This window comes from Bradyrhizobium sp. AZCC 1721, from assembly GCF_036924715.1.
Classification (GTDB): Bacteria; Pseudomonadota; Alphaproteobacteria; order Rhizobiales; family Xanthobacteraceae; genus Bradyrhizobium.
Map to the genome: position 1 here is coordinate 1,516,928 of NZ_JAZHSB010000001.1, position 13,578 is coordinate 1,530,505.

Annotated in this window: 9 protein-coding genes; 6 read left to right on the top strand and 3 right to left on the bottom strand. The window is 58.2% G+C overall.

From position 1 onward, the window contains the following. Position 1 precedes the first annotated feature (1 nt). Positions 2-832: a WecB/TagA/CpsF family glycosyltransferase gene (locus V1273_RS07415; protein WP_334366957.1), complete on the bottom strand. Its 831-nt coding sequence runs from the start codon at positions 830-832 to the stop codon at positions 2-4. Beyond that, positions 814-1,794, bottom strand: a complete 981-nt coding sequence (locus V1273_RS07420) for a UDP-glucuronic acid decarboxylase family protein (RefSeq protein WP_334366958.1) — start codon at positions 1,792-1,794, stop codon at positions 814-816. The genes V1273_RS07415 and V1273_RS07420 overlap by 19 nt, the downstream gene beginning before the upstream one ends. 424 nt (positions 1,795-2,218) lie before the next feature. Here V1273_RS07420 and V1273_RS07425 point away from each other — a divergent pair, with 424 nt between their 5' ends. The 6 genes from V1273_RS07425 (at position 2,219) to V1273_RS07450 (ending at position 10,762) form a co-directional block, all read left to right on the top strand. Further along, a complete protein-coding gene (locus tag V1273_RS07425; RefSeq protein ID WP_334366959.1) occupies positions 2,219-3,481 on the top strand; it encodes a polysaccharide biosynthesis/export family protein in 1,263 nt (420 codons plus the stop codon). A 68-nt stretch (positions 3,482-3,549) separates the two neighbouring features. Next, positions 3,550-4,932, top strand: a complete 1,383-nt coding sequence (locus V1273_RS07430) for an O-antigen ligase family protein (RefSeq protein WP_334409178.1) — start codon at positions 3,550-3,552, stop codon at positions 4,930-4,932. Positions 4,933-5,229: 297 nt separating this feature from the next. Beyond that, positions 5,230-6,264, top strand: coding sequence for a glycosyltransferase (locus V1273_RS07435; protein WP_334366961.1), 1,035 nt, complete (start codon positions 5,230-5,232; stop codon positions 6,262-6,264). Positions 6,265-6,416: 152 nt separating this feature from the next. Beyond that, a complete protein-coding gene (locus V1273_RS07440) occupies positions 6,417-7,901 on the top strand; it encodes a right-handed parallel beta-helix repeat-containing protein (protein ID WP_334366962.1) in 1,485 nt (494 codons plus the stop codon). 312 nt (positions 7,902-8,213) lie between these two features. After that, positions 8,214-9,209, top strand: a complete 996-nt coding sequence (locus V1273_RS07445; RefSeq protein WP_334366963.1) for an NAD-dependent epimerase/dehydratase family protein — start codon at positions 8,214-8,216, stop codon at positions 9,207-9,209. A gap of 86 nt (positions 9,210-9,295) precedes the next feature. Then, the gene (locus V1273_RS07450; RefSeq protein ID WP_334409180.1) at positions 9,296-10,762 is read left to right on the top strand and encodes an exopolysaccharide biosynthesis polyprenyl glycosylphosphotransferase; all 1,467 of its coding nucleotides are present in this window, start codon (positions 9,296-9,298) and stop codon (positions 10,760-10,762) included. A 908-nt stretch (positions 10,763-11,670) separates the two neighbouring features. Here the strand turns inward: V1273_RS07450 and V1273_RS07455 are convergent. Continuing rightward, positions 11,671-13,455 (bottom strand): PHA/PHB synthase family protein, encoded by a 1,785-nt coding sequence (locus tag V1273_RS07455; protein ID WP_334366965.1) that lies wholly within the window; start codon positions 13,453-13,455, stop codon positions 11,671-11,673. Positions 13,456-13,578 lie beyond the last annotated feature (123 nt).

The following is a 13,578-nucleotide window of genomic DNA, read 5'->3' on the forward strand; positions in this document are numbered from 1 at the left end:
GTTACCTCTGAGACCGCAGTCGCGAAGGTGCATTCACAGAATATAGGATGGCTTGGCGGACGACCGCTCCGGCGACAAGTAACAGGAAGGCGGGCACGATATAGGCATAGCGGCGCCATAAGCGGCGCGGTTCCGAGCACAACCGAAACAGCCACTCCAGCCCGTTTCGCTGCATCCACAGCGGAGCCTGACGTTTGGTGCCCGCCAGGAAGTCGAACGCGGCCCCTACACCGATCATGACCGGTGCCTCAATGCGCCCGATGTGGTTCGCCATCCAGAACTCCTGTTTCGGCGTGCTCAGTCCCACCCATACGATGTCTGGTCGCGTCGCGTTGATCGCGGCAACCGCGGCCTCATCCTCCTCCTGCGTCAACTCGCGAAATGGGGGACAAAGCAAGCCCGCCACGTCGAGCTTTGGGTGCGCTGTGATCAGGACTTGTTTGAGCTTGTCGGCCACTCCTTCGGCGCCGCCGTAATAGAACTGGCGGTAGCCGCGCCGGCTTGAAACGGCCGTCATTTTCCGCATCAAATCCGGACCATAGACTCGGTCCATGCGACTCTTGCCATAGAGGCGCGAAAGCCACACCAGCGGCATGCCGTCGGGCGTTACCATGCCGGCATCATTGTGAATGCGGCGCAGGCGCTCGTCGCGGCGGCTCTCCAAAACGCCGTGAACGCCGGTAACGCAGACGTAGTTGCAGCTGCGACTGCTGATCCAGCGCTCAATCGTTGCGATAGCGTCGTCCAGATCGATTGCACTGACACCGACGCCAAGAATGTCGACACGGTCGTCGCGAATGGGGCCGGCGGAATTTAGCTGGCGATTTTCCATACGATCTTCTTTGCTTCGTCGGGACTCGAAAGCAGCCTATCGAAATAGCGGATGGTTCGGCTCAGGCCTTCCCTGAGCGGCACCGCCGGCTGCCAATGTAGGAGTTGCGTGGCGCGGGTGATGTTCGGGCAGCGCTGCCGGGGGTCGTCCTGTGGCAGCGCTCGGAACTCTAACCTCGAGCGCGAGCCGACGAGGGAGATGATAAGCTCGGCCAGCTCCGAAATGGTGGTTTCTGAGGGGTTTCCGAGATTGACCGGCCCGTCGACGTCGCCCTCGACATTCATCAGACGCGTGAGGCCGTCGATGAGATCATCGACATAACAGAACGACCTCGTTTGCAACCCCGAGCCAAATATGGTGATCGGCTCGTTCTTCAGAGCCTGGATTATGAAGCTGGAAACGACGCGCCCGTCCTGCGGGTGCATGTTCGGCCCATATGTATTGAAGATGCGCGCGACCCTTATGGAGAGCCGGTGCTGACGTTTGTAATCGTAGAACAGCGTCTCGGCGCATCTTTTGCCCTCGTCGTAACAGGCGCGCGGGCCTGCTAAATTAACTCGACCGCGGTACTCTTCGCTCTGCGGATGGACGTCGGGATCGCCGTACACCTCGCTGGTGGACGCCTGCAAAATGCGCGCGTGCAAGCGTTTGGCGAGACCCAACATGTTGATCGTTCCAATGACGCTCGTCTTAGTCGTTTGAACTGGATCATGCTGATAGTGGACCGGCGAGGCCGGGCAGGCGAGATTATAGATCTCGTCCACCTCCACATAGAGAGCAAACGTCACGTCGTGACGCATGACCTCGAAAGCCGGTTCGAGGAGCAGTGGTTCGATGTTGCGGCGCGAGCCTGTGAAGTAGTTGTCGACACAGAGAACCTGGCACTCCTGCTCGAGCAGCCGTGCACATAGATGCGAGCCCAGAAAGCCCGCACCCCCCGTCACAAGCACCCGCTTTTTCACCACACACCTCCCGTTGCGATCGCGACAAGATCTCTCTCGTCCAAGCTGATGCTGCCTGCAAGCTGATGCTGCTGGCCCTCGGAGTGTGATCGGCAGGACGAAAGTTGAGAATTGCTCATTGGGGGCAGGACAGAACATAGGCCAGCAAAGGCGGGGTATCCCGCGCATACCTATGGGGTACTCACGAAGACCTTAACCCATAGCCACTGTTCGTGCCCGACGGCTCTTGGGCGGCCGCTAGACTGTATCAAAATCGATGTAGCGCTATTCGGTTTAAGTGCAAAGTCGCGAGGAGCGCGAGGAGAACGCCATGACTCCTGGTCGGAGGGCAACGGCCGGCACGCTCGGGCACCGCTGTGCGACTGCAGTGTATCAATGTACAAGAGCGGCAGCTCTGCTCGGCGTACTCGCATTCTCCTCCCCTATGCTTGCGGATTCCCCGGGGGACAGTCGCGTCTATAAGCTCGGGCCAGGCGACCGGATCACTGTGACCGTGTTCGGGCAGGCAGAGTTATCGGGCGAGGTGCTCGTCGACGGGGTTGGCAATATTGTCCTGCCGCTCATAGGCCCAATCGAAGTCAAGGACCTGACGACGCTCGAGTGCCAGAACCTTATTCGAGACCGGCTTGGCGATGGAATTCTCCAGCAACCTTCAGTCAGCGTACGGATTAGCGAGCTCCGGCCGCTATATATTCTGGGCGACGTGCGCGCGCCGGGTGCCTATCCCTTCCGTTACGGCAGCACCGTGCAGAGCGCCGTAGCTGTTGCTGGCGGTTTCGCGCTTCCCCAATTGGCTCACGGGACGGCCGTTTCCGAGTTCCTTCTGGCCGACGAGCGTGTGCGCCAGCTCAGCTTCCAGAAGCAGGCTATGCTCGTTCGTCGTGCGCGTCTCGAAGCGCAACGCGACGGCATGAAGACCTTCTCTCCTCCGCAGGGCATGACCGAGGGAGCTCCTATGTCAGGTGGACGCGCGACCGCGCAGCCGCAAGCGTCGAGCATAGTAGCGGACGAGACGGACACGTTCGAAAGGCAGTCGGCCATCCTGCAACGTCAACTGGACTTGCTGCGCTCGCAAAAGCCGCGATTAGAAAAAGAGATCGAGGCCTTCAACGGGCAGATTACGGCGGCGAAGAAGCAGCTTGAAATCGTCAAGCAGCATGCCGATCAATATAGCCGGCTGGTCAAGCAGGGCCTCGGCGTCGTCAATGCGGAACTGCAGTTCAGGATTACAGAGGCGAACCAGGAAAGCGAGCTTTGGAGGCTAACGACTCAGGTCTTGCGCCTGCAGATGGAGGCCAGTGAGCTCGACATCAAGATTCATGAGGCCGAGGCGTCCTTCAAGAGACAGGTCATTACAGAATTGCGGGACGTGCGCGAGCGCCTCAGGGAGCTTGATGTTGCGTTGCCGTCGGCGCGCGAAATCCGCGACGTAAAGCTAGAGCAGGCTGGCAGCATGGCCGGAGCCGAAGCCTCTCGCTCCGTCAGCGTCGCGCGCACCCAAAACGGCAAGGCCACCATCTTCCAGGCAACCGAGACAACAGCCCTGGAGCCCGGCGACATCATCGATGTCAAGAAGTCGCTTCCCCGTGAATCGCCTCGGAGCGCTCCGGCCAGCCAATCTAGTCTGCGTCCATATCAAATGGGACCATCAGAGTCTGAAGGGCCGGTCGCTTCGGTTTCCCGGTAGTAGCCGGCATGGGTAACCGCCGTGAGGGCAGACCCGCGGTGGCCCCTGTTTCCGCGTTTGGAAAGCCTATGGCTTACATTTCAAGTGCTTCACGACCAATGAGCTTGGGCGATCATTATCTGGCGCTGCTCGGCGGCGTGCTGCTGGGATATGCGATGATGGGTAAAGGGTTCGCCTACCTCGGTTTCCCGCCCATCTACATGGGCGAGGTAGCCCTCTTCGCTGGCATTGTCGTCTTCCTGCGGACAGGCTGCCTTATCGCTGCACTGGCGAAGCTACCGAGCCCTCTCCTGTCTGTTCTGATGATCTGGGTACTGTTACGCGCGCTGCCCTTCGTTGGGGTATATGGCGTCGATGCGCTGCGCGACAGCGTCTTAATCATGTATGGGGCCTTCGCCTTCATCGTCATTGCACTGCTGCTGGAAGACGCTCGCCGCATCAATACGATAGTTCGCTACTATGGTGCCTTCTTGAAAATCTATATCCCGGCAATCCCTTTCCTTTTTGCGTTCAATCATCATTTGGCGGATTCCATTCCGTATGTGCCCGGAACAACTGTCCGGCTGATTTGGATTGGGCCCGGCGAGGTCGCGGTGCATTTGGCCGGAGCTGCCGTGTTCGCCCTTGTGCGATTTCGCAAGGTGACGCTGCACTGGATCGTCCTTCTCGTCGCTGCGCTGGCAACGGTTAGCGCCTTGAGCCGCGGCGGCATGCTTGCTTTTGCCGTTCCCGTCACGTTTGCGATGCTCACGCTCGGGAAGATACGCGAGATGGCAGCCGTTCTCCTGACCGGGCTGGTGATCCTTGCCGCAGCCTACACCGTTGAGCCGACTTTCACTGAGTATAGCGAGGCGCGCTCCAGCGAAGAGCGCTCCATCAGTACACGTCAGCTCATCGATAATGTTGTGAGCATCGGCGGCTGGGCCGGAGAGCAGACCGAAGGCACGAAGGAATGGCGCCTGGAATGGTGGAGCATTATTGTCAACGATACGCTCTATGGGCCGAATTTCTGGACCGGACGAGGCTTCGGATTGAATCTGGCCGACGCGGATCGCTTTCGCACCGATCACAACGTACCGGCGCTGCGAAGTCCCCACAATGTCCACATGACACTGCTGGCGCGCGCCGGGGTTCCGGGCGTGGCACTGTGGATCCTCTTCCTCGCCTCCTGGCTTGCAATGCTGATGAACGCCTTGCTGACCGCTCGGCGCTGCCGGCAGCCCGAGTGGGCCGGCCTCTTCCTATTCATCGGCTGTTACGTCATGTCCATGATCATCAATGCCACGTTCGACGTCGCGCTCGAAGGGCCCATGCAGGGCATTTGGTTTTGGTGTCTGATCGGCTTCGGTATCGGGTCGGTGATGGTCTATCGTGCGCAGGCGCTCAGCGTCTTGCCGCACCACGCAGTCTTGTTTGGCTCCAAGGCAGTGCCCGCCAAGGAGGCGCCATGAGCGCGCCCGGCGCAATGGGGCCGTTACAGTCGACTGCGCTAGCCGCGGCGTTACTCGGTACTAGCATTCCTAATGCTAGGGTTTCAGCGCGAGAGGCTAGGAACAGAATGGTCGGCGCACATCTAACATATAATGATCGACAGAAACGATCGTCGCTCCGCCTACAATCGCGCAAGGGTTCGAGCGGAGCGCCAAATACTGCGACAACGGAGCTTTCCCCTCTTTCGCGCAGAGGTCGGAGCCATCGCCGCATTCAAGCTGGATGCGGGAAGCAAATCGTGTGCAGGTAGCGTACCGATGAGGATACTCGAGATCTCTCGCTCCGGCTTTTTCAAGGCGCTGCAACCCGACAGCACGGTCTGGATCCGATGGGGCTCACCTTTGACCGCCGACGAACCTCATCGGCCTGAAGCATTCGGTTCGTCGACCGTTGCGAGCGCGCTTCGGCATGCTTGCAACAAGACCTACGATCTCATCGTGCTTCCGGCAATCCATCCCGACCACAGGTTCGATCAACCTCTGCACAAATTGCTGGCTAAAAGCATGCTGCAGGCGTTTGGTCGTTCGCCAGCATTTTCAAGGCTGCTCAATCGTCTCATCATCGGCGCCAACCGCCATGCTATCGTCGACGTCAGGGACGAACGCGATCTCTGCGAGACGACGATCCGGCTGTTTCCGCGAAACACACTCTATTTCAAGAGAGAATTGGACCTCGATCGGATCCTAGATCTGCAAGCGCCTGACAGAGTTCGCCCCCTGTCCCTGTTCGTTCCGGACGAGCGCTACGTGCCTTCCCCGCGCGGAAAGGATATCGACATCTTTTTCGCCGGTGCTCTCTGCAACGGGATAAGAACGGAAGCCCTCGATGCGGCTCACAGCTTGGCTGCTCGCGGTCTCCCTGTCGTCACGCCGTGCACGCCTTTGCCTTATCCTGAGTTTATGACGGCGCTTGCCCGGTCATGGCTGGTGCTCTCACCGGAAGGCTATGGGTGGGATTGCTATCGTCACTACGAGGCCTGCCTCGCCGGCTCCGTTCCGGTGATCAGCAGCCCGAGGTACCGTCGCCGTCTTTATCTCGAGGACGGCGTGCACTGCTTCTACTACGACGCCGACCGGGGTTCGCTCGCCGACCAGTTGCTGGCACTTCTCGTGGACAAGGACCGGCTTTTGCGTATGGCCGAGGCCGGCCGGCGGCATGTACTCGCCAACCATACGCGTTCGGCGGTGGCCAACTATATGTTGAAAGAGATCTTTGGAGGAAGCCCGGCGATGGCTGACCTGCTCTCCGAGAATTCCCAGTCAACACCTCGCCTCGAACGAAGGTCCCTTTGAAGCCGCTAGGTCGAAAGTCGGACTCATGGTGCAGGTGCGTGGTCGGCTTTAGCACGGAGTCAATGATGATCTGCTGCGATCGACCGAATGATGCTTTTTGGCGATGGGTGAATGATGCCCAACACCCTGGTCGACCGCTGTGGCGGGCACTGATGCGGTTGATTGCGGCCGAGGCCGCAATTTGCCGGGTGATGGTCTGCATCCTGCTTGCCGTGGCTCTACAACTGGTCGCGACACCCACCGCACAGGGGGTCAGCAACGCGCCCTGCCCCCGAAATGCGTTTGCCGTGGAGCCCGGTGCCTCGATCCAGGCCGCGGTCGACCGCGCCGACCGTGGCGCAACATTCTGCCTCAAGAATGGTATTCACCGGATGCAAGCTATTCGCCCCAAGCCGGGGCAGAGCTTCCAGGGCGAGGGCCAAACGGTTCTCAACGGCAGCCGCTTGCTCACAACCTTCAGCCTCGAGGAAGGGTACTGGGTGGCGAGTGGGCAAGTACAGGTTGGACGAAAACATGGGGAATGCACGAAAACGGTTCCGGCTTGTAACTTGCCTGAAGGTTTGTTCATCGATGACCAGCCTCTCGTCCAGGTGCTAACTAGGGAGAGCGTCGAGCCAGGCCGGTTCTATTTCGATCACGCTAGGTCCCGCATCTATTTCGCCGATGACCCGACGGGCCGCAAGGTCGAGGCCACGGTGGCCGCGTTCGCGTTCGAGAGCAGGGCGTCCAACGTGGTGATCAGGAACGTCATCATCGAGAAATATGCGAGCGTTGCTGAGAAGGGCGCGATTCAAGCCCAAGAAGCCGTTGAATGGATCGTCGAGAACTGCGACGTGCGGCTGAACAGCGGGGCTGGAATCGCGGTCGGTACTGGCAGTCGCGTACGCGGCTCCAACATTCATCACAATGGCCAGATCGGTATCACCGGCGCAGGCCGAGACGTCCTGATCGAGGGCAATCAGGTTTGGGCAAACAATATCCGCGGATTTTCGTCTTCGTGGGAAGCCGGTGGCGTGAAGATCGCCTTGGGTGATGGTGTCGTGTTTCGTGGCAATCACATCCATGACAACTTCGGTCCCGGCTTGTGGTGTGATATCAACTGCCGCAACGTAGTTTACGAGAATAATATCGTCGAGCGCAACCACGGCGCCGGTATTTTTCACGAAATCTCGTTCAACGCAGTCATTCGCAACAACATCGTCCGCCATAACGGCATCGCTAACAATGGCTGGTTCGGGGGCAGCGGCATTCTCGTTGCTGCATCGCAGGACGTGGAGGTATATGGCAACACACTGGCTGTCAGCCCAGGCAGATGCGGAGTCATGCTGATAGACCAAGGCCGCGATGACCAAGTTCGGACTCGCAGCGGTCCGATATACAAGACGCGCAACAACTCAGTCCGCGACAACGAGATGACTTTTGAGGGCGCCGCCTGTGCTGGAGGCGCGTCCGACGTCGAGCCGGGCCATGAAAACTTCTCCATCATCATGGACGGCGACAACCTGTTTGACGGGAATGTCTATCGTGTTCCGCAAACGGGCGGGCCGGCGCGCTTTGTGTGGGGACATGAGGTTCTCGACTGGGAGACGTTGCGCGGGAAAGGCCTGGAGCCGAAGGGGCGGCTGGTGGTCTATTGATTGCCGGTCTGCCTGAAACTCTCAGGTCATCGGTTCGCCTCGGCTGTCATACGACATGGAGACTGTCATCGGCCGCGGGAAGCCATGAAACAGAAATCGGCCCGCAGCACGCATGTTGAGCGATCTCACTCGGATCGCCGCGGCGATGTGTTCGAGAGCGCGTTCCAGAGCAGAGGCCCAACCGGATTACTCCATTGTTGCAGTGATCGATCTGCCTCGATCCCGAGTATCATCAATAACGAGTATCATCAATAAATCGGCCCATGGCAGGAAAAATCGGCCCATGGCAGGAAACTGTAGGGAGCGAGTGCAATGCGTAAACAAGCGACCGTGCTGGTGACTGGAGCGGGCGGATTTATTGGGCACCATCTCGTCAAGTACCTCGCCAAGCGTGGATACGTCGTGCGCGGTGTCGACATTAAGGGTCCGGAATACGAAAGAACGGAGGCTGACGAGTTTGTGATCGCAGACCTTCGGAAGCCTGCCGACTGCATGAGAGCGACCAAAGACATCGATGAGGTCTACCACCTTGCCGCCGACATGGGTGGTATCGGCTACATCAGCTCGTCTCATGCGGAGATTGCTGTCAACAATACGCTGATCAATGCGCATACGCTCCGCGCAGCCCGCGAGAACGGAGTGAAGCGGTTCCTATTCTCGTCATCAGCGTGCATTTATCCTCAATACCTTCAGAATAAGCCCGATGTCGTGCCCTTGCGCGAGGAAGACGCCTTTCCCGCGCAGCCCGAGGAGGGCTATGGGCTCGAAAAACTCTACATGGAGAAGCTCTGTCAGTACTTCACAGAGGACTGGGGCTTCTCGACACGAGTCCTCCGCTTCCATAATGTCTATGGGCCGCTCGGCACCTATGAGGGAGGCCGTGAGAAAGCTCCGGCCGCAATTTGCCGGAAAGTCTCGTTACTCGCGGATCACAGCGAGATCGAGGTCTGGGGCGACGGGAAGCAGACGCGATCGTTCATGTACATCGATGATTGCGTCGAAGGCATTTACCGCATCATGCAGTCCGACTATAGCGCGCCGCTCAATCTGGGAACCGATGAATTGGTCAGCGTCGACGATCTCGTCGACATCGTCTGCGAAATCGCGGGCAAGACGCTAGTCAAGCGGTACGACACCTCACGTCCACAAGGCGTACGCGGTCGCAACAGTGACAACTCGCGGCTGAGAAGTGTTCTCGGCTGGGAGCCGAAGACGCCGTTGCGAGTAGGGCTCATCCCGACTTATCGATGGATCGAAGCGTGCATACGAGGTCAACTGGGTCAGCCTATGGTGACTGCGGCCGAGTAGGAGCCGGAATCGCGTTTGCCGATCAAGCAGGATGTGGTCCGCAAAACATCTGTCGCAGAGATACCCAAAATCGGGAAGAGGTGCGAATGGCAGAAGTTGGGGCGATTCTTCCGGGGAGCGATGCGCCGAAGAGCCGTTATCGTGGCTGGCGTAGGGGCGATGAGGGATTTGCCAATCGATTTCGAAAGCCCGTTGTCGTCGCGACGTTGGTGTTCGGCGATGTAGTTGCCGCCATTGCCGCCATGTCCCTCAGTCGAGCGTTGATTGAGATGACTGGTACGCAACCGCCCGACCCCAAACACCTCCTGATACTCCTCCTCATTTTGGTGTTTTCTTGCGTTCGCCTATACACCGGATGTGGGCCTAGTCCCTATGAGCGTCTCCGGCTGCGCGCCATCGGTATCATGGGCCTGATGGCGATCGAATTGCTGGTCGGACTTCCGGATGGACAGTGGGGCCTGCTCCTTGTGGGATTTAGTGAAGCACTTTGTCTGCTGGTCTTCGGTCACTACGTCGAGACGATGATACGGACCCTATTGATCCATCTCGATCTGTGGGGAGCTTCGGTCGCCTTAGTCGGCTGTGGTGATAACAGTCGAAAATTGGCCCAGTTGCTCGTGGATCAGCCTTCCCTCGGCTTAAGGCCGATCGGATTCATCGAGACTTCTCGCGACAGAGATTTGTGCAACGAGGCGCTTCCGTTCCCGCTGATTGGGCGGATAGCGGAGCTGGGCCGAATAAGTCCTCATGTCGAATTCGCGATTTTCGTTTCTGCGGATGAACTCTCCGCGCTCACGTCTGACCCGCAGCGATGGATGTCATCTTGTCGCTTCCTGCTGGTCGAGGATGTGCGAGATGTACAGAGCTTGTGGCTGCGTACGCAGATGCTCGGTGGGGCAATCGGAATTGAGATCAGGCGCGACCTCTGTTTGTGGCACAATCAGGTACTTAAGCGAGTCATCGATATTCTTCTCGCGATTCCCATTGCGCTACTGGCGTGGCCGATCATCGTCGTTCTTGCGTTTGCCGTTAAGCTTGTCGATCCGGGCCCCGCGTTCTACGTTCAGGAGCGGATCGGGCGCAAGTCGAAGACGTTGCGAACTTTGAAGCTTCGCACGATGTATACTGACGCCGAACAACGGCTGGAGGAGCATCTGCGCCGCGATCCGCGGGCGCGCGCGGAATGGCAGGGCTTTTTCAAGCTCACGCACGACCCTCGGATACTGCCGATCATCGGAAGTTTCATGCGGCGCACCAGTCTTGATGAACTGCCGCAACTCTGGAACGTAATTCGTGGCGATATGAGTCTCGTCGGTCCGAGGCCGTTTCCCGCGTATCATATGAATAGCTTTGATCACGAGTTCCGAATCATTCGTGTCAGCGTTCAGCCCGGCATCACCGGTATGTGGCAGATCTCATCCCGGAGCAACGGCGATTTGCAGGTTCAGAAGGCGCAAGATCTCTTCTATATTCGAAACTGGTCCATCTGGCTTGATATCTACATTCTGCTGCAGACAGTGATTGTTGTTCTAAACGGTAGAGGCGCCAAGTGAATGCGGCTTCCCGGGCCTCATCGCGTGAACGTCGTCACGATGTGCACTCCGCGTCGTCGTGGTCAAAGCAGAGGTCAGAGTGCGAGAGTTGCCGAACAGCGGAGCAAACCTGACGAGTGGCATCCCGTACGGCGTGACGATTCCGGCGTCGTTGTTTACTGCGCGACCGCTCGCTGCGGGCTTACGTCGCGCCGTTTGGTCGGGGGAAGGATCAACTGTCCGACGCTAATGGAAATCCAGTAGGACCGCCGCACTGCCTATCTTGACGCGCAGGCCCGGCTATGAGGGGTAAAGCGGAAGTGGCTCGGACATCGTCAAACCGGCTCGATCGACCCTGAACGGACATGAGGAGAGGATTTCGCCCGTCACGCTAGTCATTCCGGCTTTCTGTCTGGACGTTCAACAAGTTCATATATGGGAACGTACGTGCTTTCCGACCACGATTATAGCGCAGCTCCGCAGACCGCGCAGATCGCGTCACCAGTATGCGGCACCAAGAACTTCTCTTCGGTGCGTCTGTACTCGGCGCCGCAATTGCAACTCGCCAGCGGAAGCTTCATCGCCCTGGGGCACGATCGACCTCTCGCGCCTTCGGCTTCCGATGTATCTTCTTGCTGGGAGCGCCGACAATGTGGTCGCCCCGGAACAATTTCTTGCAGTGGAGCGGCTGGTAGGAACGCAGCCGGAATATGTCCGCCACGAGGTCGCGCCGTGTAATTATCCGGGTCTACTCATGGGAAAGCGGACGCTCGAAGAGTATTGGCCGAGGATTGCGCGTTGGATGAAAGAGGTTGATTGAGTGAGCCTGGCCACTTCCGCTAATGGGCACAAACTTGACCTGCCGTCCCGTCCAACGCATGTCCAGTTCATGACCCGTCTGAGAAATCGGTAAGCCGCTACTTTGTTTTCTACGCTGCCCATCTCACCCGCCCGTAAGAGCCCGGCGCGTCTTCTATAATCGTGAGCTTGCCACCGCCAGGTTCACGCGCAGGAACGCGGTCCGAATCGAGTTGCGTTACCCATTCGTTCCAGACCGGCCACCACGACCCTTGATGAGACGTCGCGCCGGCGAACCATTCGTCGGGACTGAGCGGCAAATTGTCGTTCGCCCAGTGTCCATATTTGCTGCCCGGTGGGCTGATCACGCCAGCCATATGGCCCGCATCGGTTAGAACGAATTTGATCGGCCCGGAGTACAAGCGTGTCGCGGCATAGGTCGATTTCCACGGCGCAATGTGGTCTTCGCGCGTAGCCAGAATGAAGGTCGGAGTCCTGATTTTCGATAGATCGATCGGCGCATCCGCCAACGTGATGCCGCCGGGTTTTGCCAGGAGATTTTGCTGATACATCTTACGCAAATAAAACGAATGCATCGCCGCTGGCATGCGCGTCGAATCGGAATTCCAGAACAAAAGATCAACGGGAATTTGCTCCTTGCCGAGCAGGTAATTGCTGACGACGAAGGACCAGATCAGGTCATTGGCGCGCAACATATTGAACGCCGCCGCCATATCCTGCGCTTCCAGATAGCCGCGCTCGCGCATTCGTCTTTCGAGAGACGCCAGCTGCCCTTCGTCGATGAAGACGGCCATATCCCCGACTTCGGTAAAATCGACAAGCGTCGCGAAGTAGGTGGCGCTTGCAATCCGGTCGTCTCCCTTCGCGGCCGAATATGCCGCCGTCGAGGCGAGCAGGGTTCCGCCGAGGCAATAGCCAATTGCGTTGACGTTATGCTCACCGGTCGCGGACTCGATCGCGTCCAATGCCGCCAAAGGTCCCTCGAGCATGTAATTTTCAAAGCCCTTTTCAGCGAGCTTCTCATCGGGATTCACCCAGGAGATGGCGAACACCGTATGTCCCTGATCGACGGCCCATTTGATGAAGGAGTTCTTTGGCTGTAGATCGAGAACATAGAACTTGTTGATCCATGGCGGGATGATCAGCAGTGGCCGCCTCCGGACTTCTCTTGTCGACTGCGTATACTGGATCAATTGCATGAGCTCGTTCTGGTAGACGATTTTTCCTGGGGTCGTTGCGATGTCTTCGCCGAGGCGGAAAGCATTCATGTCGGTCATTGTAATCGCAAGCCGGCCATTGCCGCGCTCCAGATCGGCAAGAAGGTTCTGCAAACCACGCAGTAGGTTCTGTCCGCCGGATTCCAGGGTTGCGCTGAGGACCTCCGGATTGGTGATGACGAAATTGGAAGGCGACAAGGCATCAACGAACTGGCGCGTGTAGAAATCGACCCTGCGAGCAGAGGCCTCGTCCATGCCTTTGACTTCGCGGATAGCAGAAAGAATCGACTTGGCAGCAACGAGATAACTGTCCTTCACAAAGTCGAAGATAGCATTCTCGCTCCAGTCCGGATGCCTGAACCGTTTGTCTTTCGGGGCATCGGCTTCGCGTGCACGCAGCATGAGCATGCGTTCCGCCATTTTCTGCCAGATACCTAGAGAGTTGTAGAATAGGTCGATCTGGGCGCGGGCGACAGCCACCGGGTCGGTCATCATCCTGGTCATGAGCTCGAAAAAATCGAACCTGAGCGTTGACGTGCCGCCCATCTCGAAATTGATCGCGCCCGGCTGATGAGACGCGAAGCGCTGCATCAGTAGCTGGTTTTGTTCCGCGATATTCCGCAGTTGCGCCGCAAGGGCAATCGGATCCCAGGTGGGCTGCATCCGTTTGTCGGCCAAAGCTCTCTCCTGCTGTTGACAGGCCTGACCAAAGCCGTTTGGGTAACTTCCAAGAAAACTAACATCTCGCCGGATGCGGTTGGATACACGCACGGTCGGCAGATAGGGTTGATTAGTTATGTA

Bases quoted from the DNA above. Each gene is read 5' to 3' on its own strand.
- V1273_RS07415 (WP_334366957.1), bottom strand. From the start codon at position 832: ATGGAAAATCGCCAGCTAAATTCCGCCGGCCCCATTCGCGACGACCGT.
- V1273_RS07425 (WP_334366959.1), top strand. From the start codon at position 2,219: ATGCTTGCGGATTCCCCGGGGGACAGTCGCGTCTATAAGCTCGGGCCA.
- V1273_RS07430 (WP_334409178.1), top strand. From the start codon at position 3,550: ATGGCTTACATTTCAAGTGCTTCACGACCAATGAGCTTGGGCGATCAT.
- V1273_RS07435 (WP_334366961.1), top strand. From the start codon at position 5,230: ATGAGGATACTCGAGATCTCTCGCTCCGGCTTTTTCAAGGCGCTGCAA.
- V1273_RS07440 (WP_334366962.1), top strand. From the start codon at position 6,417: ATGCGGTTGATTGCGGCCGAGGCCGCAATTTGCCGGGTGATGGTCTGC.
- V1273_RS07445 (WP_334366963.1), top strand. From the start codon at position 8,214: ATGCGTAAACAAGCGACCGTGCTGGTGACTGGAGCGGGCGGATTTATT.
- V1273_RS07450 (WP_334409180.1), top strand. From the start codon at position 9,296: ATGGCAGAAGTTGGGGCGATTCTTCCGGGGAGCGATGCGCCGAAGAGC.